Annotated in this window: 17 protein-coding genes and 1 pseudogene; 15 read left to right on the top strand and 3 right to left on the bottom strand. The window is 74.5% G+C overall.

Features of this window, described 5'->3' with window-relative positions; translation table 11 throughout:
• Positions 1–14: 14 nt before the first annotated feature.
• The 7 genes and pseudogenes from VF468_05270 (at position 15) to pgm (ending at position 8568) form a co-directional block, all read left to right on the top strand.
• Positions 15–680, top strand: coding sequence for a 50S ribosomal protein L25/general stress protein Ctc (locus VF468_05270; GenBank protein HEX5877723.1), 666 nt, complete (start codon positions 15–17; stop codon positions 678–680).
• A gap of 37 nt (positions 681–717) precedes the next feature.
• On the top strand, positions 718–1305 hold the full coding sequence (pth, locus tag VF468_05265) for an aminoacyl-tRNA hydrolase (protein HEX5877722.1): 588 nt from the start codon (positions 718–720) through the stop codon (positions 1303–1305).
• A 108-nt stretch (positions 1306–1413) separates the two neighbouring features.
• On the top strand, positions 1414–2373 hold the full coding sequence (locus VF468_05260; protein ID HEX5877721.1) for a threonine/serine dehydratase: 960 nt from the start codon (positions 1414–1416) through the stop codon (positions 2371–2373).
• Positions 2374–2442: 69 nt separating this feature from the next.
• Positions 2443–2709 (top strand): annotated as a pseudogene (locus VF468_05255) (metalloregulator ArsR/SmtB family transcription factor).
• Positions 2695–3198 carry an SRPBCC domain-containing protein gene (locus tag VF468_05250; GenBank protein ID HEX5877720.1) on the top strand — a complete coding sequence of 168 codons (504 nt, stop codon included), beginning with the start codon at positions 2695–2697 and terminating at the stop codon, positions 3196–3198. Before VF468_05255 ends, VF468_05250 begins: the two are co-directional and overlap by 15 nt.
• Before the next feature lie 114 nt (positions 3199–3312).
• Positions 3313–6858 carry a transcription-repair coupling factor gene (gene mfd / locus VF468_05245; protein HEX5877719.1) on the top strand — a complete coding sequence of 1182 codons (3546 nt, stop codon included), beginning with the start codon at positions 3313–3315 and terminating at the stop codon, positions 6856–6858.
• 57 nt (positions 6859–6915) lie between these two features.
• Positions 6916–8568 (top strand): phosphoglucomutase (alpha-D-glucose-1,6-bisphosphate-dependent), encoded by a 1653-nt coding sequence (gene pgm / locus VF468_05240; GenBank protein ID HEX5877718.1) that lies wholly within the window; start codon positions 6916–6918, stop codon positions 8566–8568.
• A gap of 1 nt (position 8569) precedes the next feature.
• Here the strand turns inward: pgm and tsaA are convergent, their stop codons facing one another.
• The gene (tsaA, locus tag VF468_05235) at positions 8570–8989 is read right to left on the bottom strand and encodes a tRNA (N6-threonylcarbamoyladenosine(37)-N6)-methyltransferase TrmO (GenBank protein ID HEX5877717.1); all 420 of its coding nucleotides are present in this window, start codon (positions 8987–8989) and stop codon (positions 8570–8572) included.
• 4 nt (positions 8990–8993) lie between these two features.
• Complete coding sequence (mgrA, locus tag VF468_05230) at positions 8994–10022, bottom strand: L-glyceraldehyde 3-phosphate reductase (protein HEX5877716.1); 1029 nt, start codon at positions 10020–10022, stop codon at positions 8994–8996.
• Between the two features lie 83 nt (positions 10023–10105).
• On the opposite strand from mgrA, the gene VF468_05225 reads away from it, so the two are divergent.
• Together VF468_05225 and mazG are read left to right on the top strand one after the other, a co-directional pair.
• A complete protein-coding gene (locus VF468_05225; GenBank protein ID HEX5877715.1) occupies positions 10106–11161 on the top strand; it encodes a SurA N-terminal domain-containing protein in 1056 nt (351 codons plus the stop codon).
• A 4-nt stretch (positions 11162–11165) separates the two neighbouring features.
• A complete protein-coding gene (mazG, locus tag VF468_05220) occupies positions 11166–12245 on the top strand; it encodes a nucleoside triphosphate pyrophosphohydrolase (protein ID HEX5877714.1) in 1080 nt (359 codons plus the stop codon).
• 59 nt (positions 12246–12304) lie between these two features.
• Here the strand turns inward: mazG and VF468_05215 are convergent, their stop codons facing one another.
• The gene (locus VF468_05215) at positions 12305–13138 is read right to left on the bottom strand and encodes a hypothetical protein (GenBank protein ID HEX5877713.1); all 834 of its coding nucleotides are present in this window, start codon (positions 13136–13138) and stop codon (positions 12305–12307) included.
• A 175-nt stretch (positions 13139–13313) separates the two neighbouring features.
• On the opposite strand from VF468_05215, the gene eno reads away from it, so the two are divergent.
• From eno to VF468_05185, 6 genes are all read left to right on the top strand, one after another.
• Positions 13314–14615, top strand: coding sequence for a phosphopyruvate hydratase (gene eno, locus VF468_05210; GenBank protein HEX5877712.1), 1302 nt, complete (start codon positions 13314–13316; stop codon positions 14613–14615).
• Entirely contained in the window at positions 14612–14995 is a 384-nt protein-coding gene (locus tag VF468_05205; protein HEX5877711.1) for a septum formation initiator family protein, read from the top strand. The genes eno and VF468_05205 overlap by 4 nt, the downstream gene beginning before the upstream one ends.
• Positions 14996–15170: 175 nt before the next feature.
• Complete coding sequence (locus tag VF468_05200) at positions 15171–15542, top strand: S1 RNA-binding domain-containing protein (protein ID HEX5877710.1); 372 nt, start codon at positions 15171–15173, stop codon at positions 15540–15542.
• Positions 15543–15545: 3 nt separating this feature from the next.
• Positions 15546–16199: a DUF501 domain-containing protein gene (locus VF468_05195; protein ID HEX5877709.1), complete on the top strand. Its 654-nt coding sequence runs from the start codon at positions 15546–15548 to the stop codon at positions 16197–16199.
• A gap of 3 nt (positions 16200–16202) precedes the next feature.
• Entirely contained in the window at positions 16203–17132 is a 930-nt protein-coding gene (locus VF468_05190) for a Ppx/GppA phosphatase family protein (protein HEX5877708.1), read from the top strand.
• Positions 17122–17860, top strand: a 739-nt coding sequence (locus tag VF468_05185; protein ID HEX5877707.1) for a MerR family transcriptional regulator, incomplete at its 3' end; no start/stop codon positions are given. The genes VF468_05190 and VF468_05185, both read left to right, overlap by 11 nt.

Genomic DNA, 17860 nt, shown 5'->3' with positions numbered 1-17860 from the left:
AGGCTCGTCCCCCAATGCCCGAGTACAAGCTGGCCGCCGAGAACCGCTCGGACGCCGGGAAGGGGGCCGCCCGCCGCCTGCGGGCCACCGGCCGGGTCCCGGCCGTGCTCTACGGCCACGGCACCAGGCCCCAGCACCTCAGCGTCGACGCCCGCCAGTTCGGCCAGGCCCTGCGCACCGACGCCGGCGTCAACGTCCTGATCTCGCTGGAGGTGGGGCGCGACAAGCACCTCGCCCTGGCCAAGGAGATCCAGCGCCACCCGGTCAAGGGCCACCTCATCCACGTGGACTTCATCCAGGTCCGCCGGGGTGAGAAGGTCCACGTGCAGGTGCCCGTCCACCTGGTCGGGGAGGCCCCCGGGGTCCGCGAGGGCGGCATCGCCGACCAGGACCTGTACCAGCTCAACGTCGAGGCCGAGGTGACGGCCGTGCCCGAGGCGGTCGAGGCCGACGTGTCCGGGCTGGGCATCGGCGACGTGCTGCGCGTCGGCGACCTCAAGGCGCCGGAGGGCGCCGCCATCCTCGACGACCCCGAGGCGTCGGTCGTGTCCGTGGTCGCCCCGGTGGTCGAGGCCGAGCCCGAGGCCGAGGAGGCCGAGGAGGGCGAGGTCGCCGCCGAGGGTGCCGAGGCCGCGACGGCCGAGGAGGCCGGCGAGGGCGAGGACCGGCCCGAGGCCTAGGCCGCCGGTGCCTCTCCAGCTCCGCAAGCGGGCGGCGATGGCCGGCGCCGGCGAGGACGGCGGCCCCTGGATCGTGCTCGGGCTCGGCAACCCGGACGACGAGTACGGCAACACCCGGCACAACGCCGGGGCGATGGTGGTCGCCCGCCTGGCCGAGCGGGCCGGGGCCAGGCTGAAGCGCAGCCGCAACCGGGCCCAGGTGGCCGAGGTCCGCGAGGGCGACGCCCGGGTCGTCCTGGCCCGGCCGAACAGCTACGTCAACGAGTCCGGCGGCCCGGCCTCGCTGCTGGCCCGGTGGTACAAGACCCCGGTCGAGCGGATCATCGTCGTCCACGACGAGATCGACCTGGCCTACGGCAAGCTCCAGCTACGCCGCGACGGTGGCACCGCCGGCCACAACGGCCTCAAGGACGTCGCCAAGGCGCTCGGCACGCCCGACTTCCTCCGGGTCCGCATCGGCGTGGGCCGCCCCCCCGGCCGCAAGGACCCGGCCAACTTCGTCCTGGAGCCGATCGCCAAGCGCGACGCCGAGGACTTCGCCGTCCTGATCGAGCGGGCCGCCGACGCCACCATGGACCTGGTCCGCCTGCCCCTGGAGCGCGCTCAGGACCGACACAACGGCTAGGACGCCGGTCGGGTATCGACGTCGCATTCACGTATGCTGCGGCTTCGGCAGGCCCTCCGCATGCGCGTCGGGCATACCCGACCGGCGTCCTATCCGGAAGGAGCGAAGGTGAACCCAGCAGCGGTGCGGTCCGCAGCGGCGCGGATCGCCGGCCGGGTGCACCGAACCCCGGTGCGTACCTCGGCCACCCTCGACGGGCGCACCGGCGCCCAGGTCCTGGTCAAGGACGAGGCGGTCCAGAAGACCGGCTCGTTCAAGGCCCGCGGCGCCCTCAACCGCCTGCTCACGCTGCCCGACGAGGCCCGTGAGCGGGGGCTGGTGTGCGTCACCGCCGGCAACCATGGGGCCGCCGTGGCCTGGGCGGCCGCCCAGGTCGGGGCCAAGGCGACCGTGGTCATGCCGACCTACAGCCCCGCGGCCAAGGTGGCCGCCTGCTGGGGCTACGGCGCCGAGGTGGTGCTGCACGGCGACACCACCGGGGAGGCCTTCGCCGAGTGCGAGCGGCTCCAGGCCGAGCGCGGCCTCACCTTCGTCCACCCCTTCGACGACCCCGAGATCGTCGCCGGCCAGGGCACCGTCGGCCTGGAGCTGGTGGAGGACGCGGGGCCGGTCGACGTCTGGGTCGTGAGTGTCGGCGGCGGCGGGCTCACCTGCGGCACCGCCCTGGCGATGCGCGACGCCAACCCCGGCTGCCGGGTGGTGGCGGTCGAGCCCGAGGACGCGGCCGCCCTGAGCGCCGCCCTGGCCGCCGGCCGGCCCGTCCCGGTCGTGCCCCGCTCGGTCGCCGACGGGCTCTGCGCCCCGTTCGCCGGGCCGCTCACCTTCCCCCTCTTCCGCGACCTGGTCGACGAGGTCGTGCTCCTGACCGAGGCGGAGATCCTGGCCGGGGTCCGCTTCGTGATGGAGCGGATGAAGGTCGTGGTCGAGCCGGCCGGGGCCGCGACCGTCGCCGCCCTGCTGGCCGGCAAGGCCGGCGACCTGACCGGCCGGCGGGTCGGCACGGTCCTCACCGGCGGCAACGTCGACCTGGGCGTGGTCGTGCCCAAGCTGCCGGCACCGGACGCTTGACGGCCGCCACCTCATACGTGACCATCTAGTCACGTAACTAGATGGTCACCAGTGGTTCCGGGAGATTCCATGGTCGACGACACCGCTCCGGTCTGGAAGGCGCTGGCCGACCCGACCCGGCGGGCCATCCTCGACCTGCTGCGGGAGCGGTCGCACACCACCGGCGAGCTGAGCGGGGCCTTCCCGGCCCTCACCCGGTTCGCGGTCATGAAGCACCTGGGGGTGCTGGAGGAGGCCGGGCTGGTCGTCGTCAGGCGCCAGGGGCGGGAGCGCTGGAACCACCTCAACGGGGTGCCGCTGCGGGAGGCCTACGAGCGCTGGATGCGACCGTATGCCGACCGCTGGGCCGAGTCGCTGCTCCGGCTGAAGGAGACGGCCGAGCGGCAGGAAGGAGCTGGCATGACCGCGACCCTGGACGTGGAGCAGGAGGTGGTGGTGGCCGCCCCGCGGGAGAAGGTGTTCGACGCCCTCTGCCGGATGGGGGAGTGGTGGCCGCACCACTTCCGGGAGGGCTCGACCGTGCACCTGGAGCCACGGGTGGGCGGGCGCTTCTGGGAGGACTGGGGCGACGGCGACGGCGCCCTGTACGCCACCGTGACCGGCATCCGCCGACCCGAGCAGCTGACCTGCACCGGCCCCATGGGCATGCGCACCCCGGTGACCGGCGTGTTCACCATGGCCCTCGAGGAGCAGCCCGACGGCACCCTGGTGCGGCTCTCCCACCACGCGGTCGGCCCGATCGATTCCGAGACCCTCGCCGCCTACCGGACCGGCTGGGGCGAGGTGTTCGACGCCCTCCGCGGCCACCTCGGACTGGCCGGCTGACCGTCGGAATGCTGCGGTAGCCTGGACATCGACATAACGGGAGCCCCCGGCTGCGGCCGTCGGGGCTACCCGTCCGTGCCGCCATCAACGCCGCAACCGCTGCAAAGGATCTCCGTGCGCCTCACCCCCCTGCTCGACCGCTGGAACGACGACCCCGCCTTTGCCGAGCTGCTGGCCGCCGTCGGTGGGGGCGGGGACCAGGTGCGCTCCGAGGTCGTCGTTCCCGACGTGGCCAGGGCGTTCCTGCTCGCCGGGCTGGCCCAGGCCGGCGGCCGGCTGGTGGTGGTGACCACCGCCACCACGGCCGACGCCGAGGCCCTGGCCGCCGACGTGGCCGCCTTCTGCGGCCCCGACTCGGCGGCCGTCTTCCCGGCCTGGGAGACCCTGCCCCACGAGCGGCTCTCGCCCCGCTCCGAGACGGTGGCCGCCCGCCTGCGCCTGCTCCACCGGCTCGGCGCCGGCGACACGGACGAACTCCGCCTGCTGGCCGTGCCGGCCCGGGCGATGATGCAGCCGCTGGCCCCGGGGCTGGACGCCGTCGACCCGGTGCGGGTGGCCCGGGACGACCGGGTCGACCTCGAGGAGCTGCTGGAGCGGCTGGTCGCCGCCGGCTACCAGCGCACCGACATGGTCGAGCGCCGGGGCGAGGTCGCCGTCCGCGGCGGCCTGGTCGACTTCTTCCCGCCGGGCGAGGACCACCCGGTCCGGGTGGAGCTGTGGGGCGACGAGGTCGAGAGCGTCCGCTCGTTCGCCGTTTCCAGCCAGCGGTCCCTGACCGAGCTGCCCGAGGTCGAGGCCTGGCCGTGCCGCGAGGTGCGCCTGGGCGAGGCCGAGCGGGGCCGGGCCCGCCAGCTCGCCGCCGAGGTGCCGGTCGCCGGCGACCTGCTCGCCCAGGTCGCCGAGGGCCTCGACGTCGAGGGGGTCGAGTCGCTGCTGCCGCTGCTGTTCGACCACCTCGAGCCGCTGCCGGCCTACCTGCCCGGCGACGCCCTGCTGGTGCTGGTCGACCCCAAGCGCACCCTCGACCGGGCCGAGGAGGTCCGCCGCCAGGCCGACGAGGCCAGCCACGCCTCCTGGGCGAGCGCCGCCGAGGGCGCCACCGCCCCGGTCGAGGGCGTCGCCTACCGGCCCCTCGAGGAGGTCCTGGAGGAGGCCGGGCGGGCCCTGCTCCGGCTCGGGCCCTTCGACTCCGGGCAGGCCAGCGCCGTCCGGATCGACGCCCACGCCGTCGAACCCTACCGGGCCAACATGACCCGGGTCGCCGCCGACGCCCGCGACCTGGTCGCCGACGGGGCCACGGTGCTGCTCTGCACCGAGGGCGCCGGCCCGGCCCAGCGGCTGGTCGAGGTCCTGCGCGAGGAGGGCCTGACCGTCCCCGACCTGGCTCCCGAGCTGCCGCCCGAGCCGGACCCGGGGGGGCCTGACGGAACGAGCTCCCGCGTCCGGATCAGACCCGGGGTCCTGGTCGGGACCGCGCCGCTGCTCACCGGCTTCCGCCTGCCGACGCTACGCCTGGCCCTGGTCGCCGAGGGCGATCTGTACGGCATCCGCCGCCAGACCCGCGAGCAGGCCCGCATGCCCTCCAGCCGCCGCCGGGCCAAGCACGCCGGTGGCCAGCTCGCCCTGGAGGAGCTCCAGCCGGGCGACATCGTCGTCCACGCCGTCCACGGCATCGGCCGCTACGTCGGCATGGAGCACCGCAGCGTCGGCGGGGCCGAGCGCGACTACCTGGTCCTCGCCTACGACCAGGGCGACAAGCTGTACCTGCCCAGCGAGCAGGTCGAGCTGATCAGCCGCTACGTCGGCGGCGAGCACCCCAAGCTGTCGCGGCTGGGCAGCCGCGAGTGGGACCGCCAGAAGGCCCGGGTGCGCAAGAAGGTCCGCGAGATGGCGGCCGAGCTGGTCCGGCTCTACTCGGCCCGGATGGCCTCGCCCGGCCACGCCTTCGGCCCCGACACCCCCTGGCAGCGGGAGCTCGAGGACGCCTTCCCGTTCACCGAGACCCCCGACCAGCTCACCGCCATCGAGGAGATCAAGGCCGACATGGAGGCGCCGGTGCCGATGGACCGGCTGCTCTGCGGCGACGTCGGCTACGGGAAGACCGAGGTCGCGGTCCGGGCCGCCTTCAAGGCGGTCATGGACGGCAAGCAGGTCGGCGTGCTGGTGCCCACGACCCTGCTCGCCCAGCAGCACATGGCCGTGTTCTCCGAGCGGTTCGCGCCCTTCCCGGTGAAGGTGGCCGTGCTGTCGCGCTTCCAGTCCCGCCAGGAGCAGGAGGAGATCGTCGCCGGCATGGCCGACGGCACCGTCGACCTGGTCATCGGCACCCACCGGCTGCTGTCGGCCGACGCCAAGTGGTCCGACCTGGGCCTGGTCGTGGTCGACGAGGAGCACCGCTTCGGGGTCGGCCACAAGGAGCACCTCAAGCAGCTCCGGACCGAGGTCGACGTGCTCACCCTCACCGCCACCCCGATCCCCCGGACCATGGAGATGGCCATCTCCGGGATCCGCGACCTGTCGGTGATGGAGACCCCGCCCGAGGAGCGCCACCCGGTGCTCACCTTCGTCGGCGCCTACGACCAGGGCACGGTGGCCAACGCCATCCGCCGCGAGATGCTCCGCGAGGGCCAGACCTTCTTCGTCCACAACCGGGTCGACACCATCGACCGGGTCGCCTACGAGGTCCGCCACGCCATCCCGGAGGCCAGGGTGGCCGTCGCCCACGGCCAGATGACCGAGGACCAGCTCGAGCGGGTGATGCTCGACTTCTGGGACAAGCAGTACGACGTCCTGGTCTGCACCACCATCATCGAGTCCGGCATCGACGTGCCCTCGGCCAACACCCTGATCGTCGACCGGGCCGACACCCTCGGCCTGGCCCAGCTCTACCAGCTCCGGGGGCGGGTCGGGCGCTCGCGGGAGCGGGCCTACGCCTACCTGTTCTACCCGCCCGAGCGGTCCATCACCGAGACCTCCCACCAGCGGCTGGCCACCGTGGCCACCCACCAGGACCTCGGCTCGGGCAGGGCCATCGCCATGAAGGACCTCGAGATCCGCGGCGCCGGCAACCTGCTCGGGGCCGACCAGTCCGGGCACGTCGCCCTGGTCGGCTACGACATGTACATGCAGCTGCTGGCCGAGGCCGTGGCCGAGCTGCGCGGCCGCCCGATCGAGGCCCCCAAGGAGCTGAAGCTGGAGGTCCCGGTCGACGCCCACCTGCCCGCCGCCTACGTGCCGAGGGAGCGCCTGCGCCTGGAGGCCTACCGCCGCCTCGGCGGGGCCAGGGTGGTCGAGGAGGTCGAGGCCCTCGGGGCCGAGCTGGCCGACCGTTACGGCCCGCCCCCGCCCCCGGTCCGCAACCTCCTGCGGCTGGCCGGCGTCCGCGCCCAGGCGAACGCCGTCGGCCTCACCGAGGTCGTCTGCTTCGGAGGCCGGGCCCGGCTCTTCCCGGTCGACGACCTGCCCGAGTCCAAGCAGGTCCGCCTGGACCGCCTCTTCCCGGGGGCGCGCTGGAAGCAGGCCGAGCGCACCCTCCTGGTCCCCCTCCCCGCCGGCGACACCGACCTCCCCACCTGGCTGTGCGAGCTCCTCACCGGCGTCCTCGGCGCCCCCGACGCCCCCGCCCTTCCCGACACCGTGCAGCGCCGGGCCGCCTCTTAGGTTCGCCGCCGCCCGGGTACCCTCCCCTCTGGGACCTCTCTGGAGCGGGGTGAGCGGATGACCGTGAACGAACGGGCCGGCCGGCCGGCCGAGGCGTCGGCCCTTGTCGACGTGGACCAGCTCGTCAAGGCCTACTACGAGGAGCGGCCCGACCCGGCGGCCGCCTCCCAGCAGGTGGCGTTCGGGACCTCCGGGCACCGCGGGTCGGCGCTGAAGGGGTCGTTCAACGAGGCCCACATCCTGGCCACCACCGAGGCCATCTGCCGCTACCGCGAGGCCCAGGGGATCGACGGGCCGCTGTACCTGGGCCGCGACACCCACGCGCTGTCCGAGCCGGCCCAGCGCACCGCCCTGGAGGTGCTGGCCGCCCATGGGGTGGCCGTGCGGGTCGACGCCGGCGACCGCGCGACCCCGACCCCGGCCATCTCCCACGCCATCCTCACCTGGAACCGGGACCGGCGCGACCACCTGGCCGACGGCATCGTCGTCACCCCCTCCCACAACCCGCCCGAGGACGGCGGCTTCAAGTACAACCCGCCCAACGGCGGCCCGGCCGACACCGACATCACCGGCTGGGTCCAGGACGAGGCCAACCGGCTGCTCCGGGCCGGGCTGGACGGCGTGCGCCGGCTGCCCGGCGGCCAGGCCGACGGCGCGGACGGGGTCGAGCGCTACGACTACGTGGCCACCTACGTCGACGACCTGGCCGCCATCGTCGACCTGGAGGCGGTCCGGGGGGCCGGGCTGCGCCTGGGCGTCGACCCCCTCGGCGGGGCGGCCGTCGACTACTGGTCGGCCATTGCCGGGCGCTACGGGCTGGAGCTGGAGGTGGTCAACCAGGCCGTCGACCCGACCTTCCGGTTCATGACCGTCGACTGGGACGGCAAGATCCGCATGGACCCGTCGTCCCGGTACGCCATGGCCGGGCTGATCGACCTGCGCGACCGCTTCGACGTCGCCTTCGCCAACGACGCCGACGCCGACCGGCACGGCATCGTCACCGGGGGCGCCGGCCTGCTCAACCCCAACCACTACCTGGCCGCCATGGTCGCCTACCTGTTCGGCGGCGGCCGCGACTGGGGCGAGCGGGTCGGGGTGGGCAAGACGCTGGTGTCCAGCTCCATGATCGACCGGGTCGCGGCCGACCTGGGCCGGCGGCTGGACGAGGTCCCGGTCGGGTTCAAGTGGTTCGTGGACGGGCTGCTGGACGGCTCGCTCGGCTTCGGCGGCGAGGAGAGCGCCGGGGCGTCGTTCCTGCGCCGCGACGGCACCGTCTGGACCACCGACAAGGACGGCATCGTCTGCTGCCTGCTGGCCGCCGAGATGACCGCCCGCCGCGGCGCCGACCCGGGCGTCCAGTACCGTGAGCTCGCCGCCCGCTTCGGCGACCCCGCCTACCGGCGCGTCGACGCGCCCGCCACCCCCGAGCAGAAGGAGGTGCTCAAGCGGCTCTCGGCCGGCGACGTGCAGGCCTCGGAGCTGGCCGGCGAGGCGATCACCGGCGTCCTCACCGAGGCCCCGTCCAACGGGGCCGCCCTCGGCGGGGTCAAGGTCATGACCGAGCACGGCTGGTTCGCGGCCCGCCCGTCCGGCACCGAGGACGTCTACAAGGTGTACGCCGAGAGCTTCCTTGGCGAGCAGCACCTGGAGCGGATCCTGGAGGAGGCGACGGCCGTGGTCTCGGCCGCCCTGGAGGCGGCCGGGTCCTGAGCTACCTCCCGCCGGGGAGCACCGGCTTCACGTCCACGATGGGCGTCCGGTCGACGGCCTCGAGGTCGCGCACGAGCACGCGGTGCCCCTCGATGGCGGCGATGGTCACCCGGTGCAGGCCGATCGGGTTCGGCCGGTCCTGGGACCGGGTGCTGAACACCCCCGTCTCTGGGTTCCGGGGATCGTCACGCGGGTGGACGGCCAGCACGTCGCGGCGCGCCTGGTGCAGCCAGGTGAGGACGAAGACCTCGGCGCCGACGGCGAGGTCGCGGACGGCTTCGGCCACCTCGGGGCTGAACACCAGCCACGCCTGCGGGCCGCCCTCGAACCCCTGCTTGGGCGCGGCCGCGGGGTCGGTGAGGGGCGAGGAGACGTAGCCCACCGGCCTGACCGGGTAGGACGTGGTGGCGGGACCGGCCATGGGGTCAGGCATTGCTGGACTCGGCCCAGAGGTTGATGCCGGCCTCGGTGGCGTGGCGGTCGATCTCGGCCAGCTCGTCGTCGTCGAAGGCGAGGTCGCCGAGGGCGGCCACGTTGTCCTCGAGCTGGGCGACGCTGGAGGCGCCGAGCAGGGCCGAGGTGACGCGGGGGTCGCGCAGCGTCCAGGCGACGGCCAGCTGGGCCAGGCTCTGGCCGCGCCGGGCGGCGATGTCGTTGAGCGCCCGTACCTTGGCCAGGGTCTCCTCGCTGAGCTGGTCGGGGTCCATGCTGCCGGGCCGGCTGGCCCGCGAGCCCTCGGGGACGCCGTCGAGGTAGCGGCCGGTGAGCAGCCCCTGGGCCAGGGGCGAGAACACGATGCAGCCGACCCCCTCGTCGTCGAGCACGTCCAGCAGGCCGTCCTCGATCCAGCGGTTCAGCATCGAGTACGACGGCTGGTGGATGAGCAGGGGGGTGCCGAGGCCGCGCAGGATCTCGGCCGCCTGGCGGGTCCGCTCCGGCGAGTAGGAGGAGATGCCGGCGTACAGCGCCTTGCCCTGGCGCACGGCCGTGGCCAGGGCCCCCATCGTCTCCTCCAGCGGTGTGTCCGGGTCGACCCGGTGGGAGTAGAAGATGTCGACATACGGCAGGCCCATGCGGGTCAGGCTCTGGTCGAGGCTGGAGAGGAGGTATTTGCGCGACCCGTGGTTGCCGTAGGGCCCCGGCCACATGTCGTAGCCGGCCTTGGTCGAGATGACCAGCTCGTCGCGGTAGCCGCGCAGGTCGGTGGCGAGGATGCGGCCGAAGTTCTCCTCGGCCGACCCGTAGGGCGGGCCGTAGTTGTTGGCCAGGTCGAAGTGGGTGATGCCGAGGTCGAAGGCGCGGCGCACGATCGCCCGCTGGGTCTCGAACGGCCGGTCGCCGCCGAAGTTCTGCCACAGGCCCAGGGAGATGGCGGGCAGCAGGAGCCCGCTGCGCCCGACCCGGCGGTACTGCATGGTGTCGTAGCGGCCGTCGGCCGGCAGGTAGCTCGTCATCGCGGCATTGTCGCACCCCTCCGGCGGCGCCCGCCGGTATGCTTGTGCATTGTCGTCGTCGAGTCGTGAACGTGAGGTCGTCCGTGCGCCGTCTGCTCCCCGTCCTGTGTCTCGCCGTCCTCGTCGCCGGCTGCTCGGACCTTGGCGTCCGCAGCCAGGACGCGGCGACGGTCAACGGCGTCGGCATCCCGACCGACCGCCTCAGTGAGATGACCAAGGCCCAGCTCGGCCAGCAGCAGCAGGCCGAACAGCAACAGGGCCAGCAGGAGGGCCAGGACATCGACAGCGCGACCCGGCAGGCGCTGGAGGGCCTGATCCAGTTCCAGCTGGTGCTGGACGGGGCCAGGAGCGAGGGCATCACCATCCAGGAGGCCGACGTCGACGCCCGCATGGAGCAGCTCAAGCAGCAGGTGGCGGCCCAGGGCCAGAACTACGAGGAGCTGCTCAAGACCCGGCAGATCTCCGAGGAGGTCCTCCGCACCCAGCAGCGGGTCCAGCTGGCGGTCGACCTGGTCGCGGTCAAGCTCGTCCCCTACTCCTCCGACGCCGCGTTGCGCCAGCTGCTCGACCGGCGCAAGGAGGACTTCCTGGAGGTCCGCGTCCGCCACGTGCTGGTCAAGGACAAGGCGACCGCCAACCAGGTCCGCCAGGAGCTGGTCGCCGACGGCGACTGGGCCGCGGTGGCCAAGCGCTCCTCGATCGACACCCAGAGCAAGGACAAGGCCGGCGACCTCGGCTTCACCGCCAAGGGGGCGACCGTGAAGCCGTTCGAGACGGCCGAGTACGCCCTCGCCGGCCAGGGCGACTGCAAGGGCAAGACCAGCGGCAGCTGCGAGTCGCCGATCTCCCAGCCGGTCAAGACCCAGTTCGGCTACCACGTCCTCCAGGTCGTCGGGGTGCGGCTGCCGGCGCTCGACAACGAGCTGCGGGCCAAGCTCGAGCCGACCATCAAGGACCGCCGCCAGCAGGCCGTCCAGCAGTGGTTCGACCAGCAGGTCGACAAGGCCGAGGTCGTCATCAACCCCCGCTTCGGCCGCTGGGACGCCGAGAACGGCAAGGTGATCGAGCGCGAGACCGCCCCCGGCGCGGCCACGACCACCACGGCCGGCCTCGGCGGGCCGTCCCCGACCCAGCCCTAGGCGTATGACCAGGGTGGTGCTGGTCGCGTCCAGCCCGCGGCTCCCGCTGCTGTTCCCGCCCCAGACCTGGCGGGCGCTGGACGCCGCCCGGCCGGTGTGGCTGCTCGACGACGGGCACCCGTCGCTGCCGGCGCTGGAGGTGGCCGAGATCCCCTGGGAGGTGCTGGCCCCGGCCGACGACACCGGTCCCGCCGGGCGCGACCTGCTCCTGGTCGGCCAGGGCCTCGACTTGGAGGCGGTGGCCCTGGCCCGGCGGCAGGCCGACGCGCTGCTCGACCACGCCCGCCGCGGCGGGACGGCCACGCTGCTGCTGCCGCCGGTCAACGACGGGCCACTGGTCCAGCTGGTCGCCGACCGGGCCGCCCGGACCCACGTCGAGGTCGAGGCCGTCTACCCGGTCGGCGAGCCCAAGGGGGCCGCCCTGCTCGACCTGGTGGCGACCGAGACGCGGCTGCGCGGGCCCGGCGGCTGCCCCTGGGACCGCGAGCAGACCCACGCCTCGCTGGCCAGGCACCTGGTCGAGGAGGCCTACGAGGTGCTCGACGCGATCGAGGAGGGCGACCCCGAGCACCTGCGCGAGGAGCTCGGCGACCTCCTCCTCCAGGTCGTCTTCCACGCCCAGCTGGCCGAGGACGCCGGCAGCTTCGACATCGACGGGGTGGCCAGGGCGATCACCGAGAAGCTGGTCCGGCGCCACCCGCACGTCTTCGGCGACCTGCGGGTCGCCTCGGCCGGCGAGGTCGTCCGCAACTGGGAGGCGATCAAGCGTGAGGAGGAGGGCCGCAGCGACCCGCTGGCCGGGATCCCCTCGGCCCTGCCGGCGCTGCAGCTCGCGGCCAAGCTGCAGAAGCGTGTCCCCGACGGCGGCCTGGCCGCCGGGGCCGGGTCGCCGGCCAGGGTCCGGGAGCGGCTGGACGAGCTGGCCGGCGCCGGCGGCGACGACGAGCTCGAAGCGGCCGTGGGGGAGCTGCTGTTCGAGGTGGTGGCCCTGGCCAGGGTCAAGGGCGTCGAGCCGGAGGCCGCCCTGCGCCGCACCGCCCGCCGTTTCCGGGCCCGGTTCCTGGCCGCGACCACTGAGGGCTGAGGGACCGGCCAGGATGGAGATCGGCCAGCGCGGCGGGCCCGCGCGGCCGCCGGGATGGGCTAGGCGGGCGGGACCGGGCCCCGGTCCCCGGGCGGCGGCCCGGCGTCCTCGGGCGGCGGGCCGGGTTCCAGCCGCTGGGTGTCGCCGGGGCCGCGCGCCGGCGGCTGCGCCTCGGGCGGGGCGGGCGCCGCGGGTGGCGCCGGCTGCCCGGGCGGCGGCGACGGTGGCGGCCAGCCCGGGGTGGGCGGCTGGGCGCCCCATGGCTGCTGCGGCTGCTGCGGCAGCGGCGGCGGCGGGCCCGGCTGGCCGGGCTGCCCCCAGCCCTGCTGGGTGCCCGGCTGGCCCCACGGCTGGGGGCCGGCGCCCTGCGGCCAGGACCCGGCCGGCTGCGGGGCCGGGCGCCGGCGCACCGCCCGGACGACCAGCAGGATGATGAGGATGACCAGCACCAGCACGACCAGGGAGACCACCACCGCGATCAGGGTGGCCCGCCGGGCGATGTCCTCCACCGAGCGGTCCAGGTCGGCCGGTCGCGGCCCCAGCGCCTGCTCCAGCTCCGCCCTCGAGTAGTCGCGGCTCGGGAAGACGCTCCCGCTCGGGGTGACGATGATGCGCTCGACCTGGAAGGGCAGGTTCTCCCAGATGATCCGGGCGGCCTCGTCCTGCTCCTGGCGGACCTCGAGCGGGTTCGGGTCGGAGTCGTAGTTCAGGGTGGCCGTGCCGCCGTCGTACTGGAGGTCGGGGTTGCGGATGCCGGCCTCCTGGAGCTCGGTGGCGGTCCGCACCGTGCCGGTGGCCAGGTCGCAGCCGGCGAGCAGGGCGGCCGCCGTGGCCAGCAGGACCAGCGCGCGCCACCGGGTCACCGGGCGGGGGCGCGGGGCCGGTTCGGTCATGGTCGCTCCTCCAGCGTCGGCGAGCCTGGCGTTCGCGCGTAACGGTAATCCGACGGGCCGCCCGCGGCGAGCCGGCCGGCGAAATTGTTGTCCCAGCCTCTCTGGGGCAACCAGCGGCGATGATATGCTCGCCGACGCCGCCGTCCGCTCCAGCCGCGCAGGAAGGCCTTCCCCCATGGCTAGCATCGAACTCGTCGTCGCCAGGGAGGTCCTGGACTCCCGCGGCAACCCCACCCTCGAGTGCGACGTCCATCTCGACGACGGCGGCTTCGGGCGGGCGATCGTCCCCTCCGGCGCCTCCACCGGCCAGTTCGAGGCCGTCGAGCTCCGCGACGGCGGCGAGCGCTACGGCGGCAAGGGGGTCCGCAACGCCGTCCGCAACGTCAACGAGACCCTGGCCAAGGCGCTGCTCGACGAGGGGCCCGACCCGTACGACCAGCGGGCCGTTGGCGCGGTCCTGCTCGCCACCGACGGCACCGACAACAAGTCCAAGCTCGGCGCCAACGCCACCCTCGGCGTGTCGATGGCGGTGGCCAGGGCGGCCGCCGACTCCCTCGGCATCCCGCTGTACCGCTCCCTTGGCGGGCTCGGTGCCTACCTGCTGCCGGTGCCGATGATGAACGTGCTCAACGGCGGCGCCCACGCCGACAACGACGTCGACTTCCAGGAGTTCATGGTCGTGCCCGTCGGGGCCCCGTCGTTCGCCGAGGGCCTGCGCATGGGGGCCGAGGTCTACCACGCCCTCAAGGGCGTGCTGAAGGACCGCGGCATCGGCACCGGCATCGGCGACGAGGGCGGCTTCGCCCCCGACCTGCCCGGCAACGAGGCCGCCCTTGAGCTGCTGGTCGAGGCGGTCGGCAAGGCCGGTTTCGAGCCGGGGGACGAGGTCGCCCTGGCCATGGACCCGGCCTGCACCGAGCTGTACCGGGAGGGCCGCTACGAGCTGGCCGGCGACGGCCGCACGCTGGACTCGGACGGCATGGTCGAGCTGTGGCGCACCCTGGCCGACCGCTACCCGATCGTGTCGGTCGAGGACGGCCTGGCCGAGGACGACTGGGCCGGCTGGACCGCCCTCACCGAGGCCCTCGACGACAAGCTCCAGCTGGTCGGTGACGACCTGTTCGTGACCAACGTCGAGCGCCTCCAGCGCGGCCTCGACGAGGGCGCGGCCAACTCGATCCTGATCAAGGTCAACCAGATCGGCACCCTCACCGAGACCTTCGACGCCGTCGACCTGGCCCACCGGAGCAACTACTCGGCCGTGGTCAGCCACCGCTCGGGCGAGACCGAGGACACCACCATCGCCGACATCGCCGTGGCCGTCGGCTCGGGCCAGATCAAGACCGGTGCCCCCTGCCGCACCGACCGGGTGGCCAAGTACAACCAGCTGCTGCGGATCGAGGAGCAGCTCGGCGACGTCGCCCGCTACCCGGGCCGCCAGGCGTTCCCGCGCACCTATCCCGCGGGCGGGTCATGAGCCAGGAGCCGCGACCACCGCTGGGCCTCACCCCCCGGGGCGCGGTCCTCCTGCTGGTGATGTTCGCGCTGGCCGCGACCGCGGTCTACCCGCTGCGCCAGTACGTGTCCCAGCAGGACCGCATCGAGCGGCTCGAGGCCAAGCAGCAGGCCCTGGCGGCCGAGAACGCCCGCCTGGAGGCCGAGCGCAAGCGCCTCCAGGACCCGGCCTACGTGCAGCAGCTGGCCAAACGGGACTACCACGTGCTCGCCCCGGGCGAGGAGGCCTGGGTGGTCACCGGGACCCCGCCACGGGCCCAGCCGGCAGGGGACGCGGCCCCACAGCGGGATCCGCCATGGTACAAGCGCGCCTGGCAAGGTCTTACCAGCTGGCTCAGCTGAGCTCGCAAACCGGTACAGGACGGCGACACCTGCCGGCTGGGCCGTTGCCGGACGAGCCGCCCCAAGCACGCCGCTCGTGAAATTGTTGACGCTCCCGGAGGGCCATCCCTACGATGGAACCGGGCCGAGCTTCGTCGGCCCGGTTCTTCATCTGAAAGGAGCGCTGGTCGCCAGCATGAGTGCCGAGATCGGGGCGATCGTCCCGGGCACCGTCGTTCGGATCGCACCCTACGGAGCCTTCATCAAGCTCGAGTCGGGCGAGACGGGTCTCGTCCATATCTCCGAGATCGACCGCAACTACGTGCGCTCGGTCGAGGAGCACCTGCGCATCGACGACACGGTCACGGTCAAGGTCGTCGGCGTCAAGGAGGACGGCAAGATCGACCTGTCGATCAAGCAGGCCGCCGCCGACTGGCAGCCCGAGGCGAGCCGGCCCCGCCGCGCCGCCAAGGACCCCGAGTTCGAGCAGAAGCTCAAGCGGTTCATGCGCTCCAGCGAGGAACGGCTGGTCGACGTCAAGCGCCAGCGCGAGGGCCGGCGCGGGTAATCGGTGCCCCGCACCCCGGCCCGGTCCCCGGCCCGGCCCGACCCCAGCGCCCTCCCCGACCCCCTGCGCCTCCCCTGGCGCGCCCCCGCCACCCCTGATGCACCGGGGCACCCCCTCGGGGTTGCCCGGACCCCTCCGGACCCCCGGCGCGAGCCAGGGTGGGCGGCGTCGCTGCCCGAGGCCGGGGCGGCCGAGCGGCGGCTGATCGAGGCCCAGATCGGCCGCGACGTGCGCGGGTCGGTGGCCGTCGCCGCCCGCTGCCGCTACGGGCTGCCGCTGGTGGTCCGGACCGCGCCCCTGCTGCCCGACGGCACCCCGTTCCCGACCCTCTACTGGCTGGCCTGCCCGGCGGCCAGGGTGGCCGTCGGCCGGCTCGAGGCGGCCGGCTGGAACGCCCGGCTCAGCGAGCGGGTCGCCGGCGAGCCGGAGCTGGCCGAGGCCCACGCCGCCGCCCACGCCAGCTACCTGGCCCAGCGCGACGCCATGGCCCCCCTCCCCGGCGACCCCGGCGTCGGCGGCCTCCCCGGCCGGGTCAAGTGCCTGCACGCCCTCTACGCCCACCACGCCGCCACCGGCGCCGACCCGGCCGGCCGGATCGTCAGCCAGGCCGTCGACCCGATCGACTGCCCCGGCCCCTGCGTCGACCCCGGGGCCTGAGCCGTGCGGCTGGCCGCCCTCGACGTCGGCACCAACTCGACCCGGCTGCTGGTGGCCGACGTCGCCGGCGGGCGGATCGTGGCCGAGCACGCCCGCGAGATGGTCATCACCCGCCTCGGCAAGGGGGTCGACCGGACCGGGCGCTTCGACCCGGCGGCGCTGGCCCGGACCCTGGAGGCGCTGGCCGGCTACGCCGCCACCTGCCGGCGCCTGGGCGTGGAGCGCCGGCGGCTGGTGGCGACCAGCGCCACCCGGGACGCCGCCGACCGCCAGGCGTTCCTCGACGGCGTCCGCGACCTGCTCGGCGTGGACGCCGAGGTGCTCACCGGCCAGGCCGAGGCCGCCGCCACCTACCGCGGCGCCACCGCCGACCTCCCCGGCGACCAGCCGACGCTGGTGGTGGACATCGGCGGCGGGTCCACCGAGCTGATCTCGGGCCACGGCGCCGCCGCCGACGCCATGGTCTCCCTCGACATCGGCTGCGTGCGGCTGTTCGAGCGCCACCTCCACCGCGACCCGCCGGGCCCCGAGGAGGTGGAGGCGCTCCGGGCGGACGCGGCCGCCCACCTGCGCCGGGTCCCCGAGGTGCTCGACCCGGCGGCCGCCTCCCGGGTCGTCGGGGTCGCGGGCACGGTCACCACCGTCACCGCGATCGCCCTCGGCCTCGGCAGCTACGACCCGCGCCGCATCCACCGGGCGACCGTTGACGCCTCCGAGATCGCCGCCGCCGCCGGGAAGCTGGCCGCGATGACCGTGGCCGAACGGGCGGCGCTGCCGGTGATGGCCAGGGGCCGGGAGGACGTGATCGTCGCCGGGGCGTTGCTGCTTGACGAGCTCGTCCGCATGTTCCACCTTCGGAACGTCATCGCCAGCGAGGCCGACATCCTCGACGGTGTGCTGCTCGGGTTGGCGGAAGGACCCCATGGCGGCTGAGAGCCAGGCGGCGCCGGCGCAGGCCGACGACCAGGTGCCCCGGTACCGGGTCACCGCCGTCGAGCGGATGACCCGCATCCCGGCGAGCACCCTGCGGTCCTGGGAGCGGCGCTACGGCTGGCCGCGGCCGTTCCGGGCCGCCTCGGGCCAGCGGCTCTACTCCGACCACGACGTGGCCGTGATCCGCTTCCTCGACCGGCGCCGGATCGAGGGCATGTCGATGTCGCAGGCCACCGCCCTGCTCCGGTCGGCCCCGGCGGTCGAGGACCACGACCCGCGGCGGCTGTTTGACCGCCTGGTCGCCGCCCTGCGGGCCTTCGACGAGGCCGCCGCCGAGCGGGCCTTCGCCGCCGCCGAGGCCCTCCTCGGCACCGAGGGCGTGGCCACCGGCGTGGTCCCGGCGGCCATCGCCGCCGCCGCCGAGCCCGGCCACGGACCGGGGGAGGGCGGCGACGGCACGCCGGTCGAGGTCGAGCACTTCGCCTCCAACTTCCTGCGCCGCCAGGTCCTGCGCCTGCTCGACGGCCAGCCGCCGGCCATGGGCCGGCCGGTGCTGGTCGGCTGCGGCCCCGACGAGCAGCACGAGCTGGGCGCCCTGCTGCTGACCCTGCTGCTCCGGGCCCGCGGCCACCGGGTCGTCTACCTGGGCGCCCGCGTCCCCGGGCCGGCCATGGAGCGGGCCGCCGCCGCCCTCGGCCCGGCCGGGGTGGTGGTCAGCCTGACCATGC

The organism is Actinomycetota bacterium, from assembly GCA_036280995.1.
Taxonomy (GTDB): Bacteria; Actinomycetota; CALGFH01; order CALGFH01; family CALGFH01; genus CALGFH01.
Note: the sequence above shows the minus strand (reverse complement) of the source record. Positions and strands in the feature narration are given on the sequence as shown.

Coding starts and splice junctions, on each gene's coding strand:
- pgm (HEX5877718.1), top strand. CDS start 6,916: ATGACCGTGAACGAACGGGCCGGCCGGCCGGCCGAGGCGTCGGCCCTT.
- VF468_05215 (HEX5877713.1), bottom strand. CDS start 13,138: ATGACCGAACCGGCCCCGCGCCCCCGCCCGGTGACCCGGTGGCGCGCG.
- eno (HEX5877712.1), top strand. CDS start 13,314: ATGGCTAGCATCGAACTCGTCGTCGCCAGGGAGGTCCTGGACTCCCGC.
- VF468_05250 (HEX5877720.1), top strand. CDS start 2,695: ATGCGACCGTATGCCGACCGCTGGGCCGAGTCGCTGCTCCGGCTGAAG.
- mazG (HEX5877714.1), top strand. CDS start 11,166: ATGACCAGGGTGGTGCTGGTCGCGTCCAGCCCGCGGCTCCCGCTGCTG.
- VF468_05270 (HEX5877723.1), top strand. CDS start 15: ATGCCCGAGTACAAGCTGGCCGCCGAGAACCGCTCGGACGCCGGGAAG.
- mgrA (HEX5877716.1), bottom strand. CDS start 10,022: ATGACGAGCTACCTGCCGGCCGACGGCCGCTACGACACCATGCAGTAC.
- pth (HEX5877722.1), top strand. CDS start 718: ATGGCCGGCGCCGGCGAGGACGGCGGCCCCTGGATCGTGCTCGGGCTC.
- tsaA (HEX5877717.1), bottom strand. CDS start 8,989: ATGGCCGGTCCCGCCACCACGTCCTACCCGGTCAGGCCGGTGGGCTAC.
- VF468_05200 (HEX5877710.1), top strand. CDS start 15,171: ATGAGTGCCGAGATCGGGGCGATCGTCCCGGGCACCGTCGTTCGGATC.
- VF468_05205 (HEX5877711.1), top strand. CDS start 14,612: ATGAGCCAGGAGCCGCGACCACCGCTGGGCCTCACCCCCCGGGGCGCG.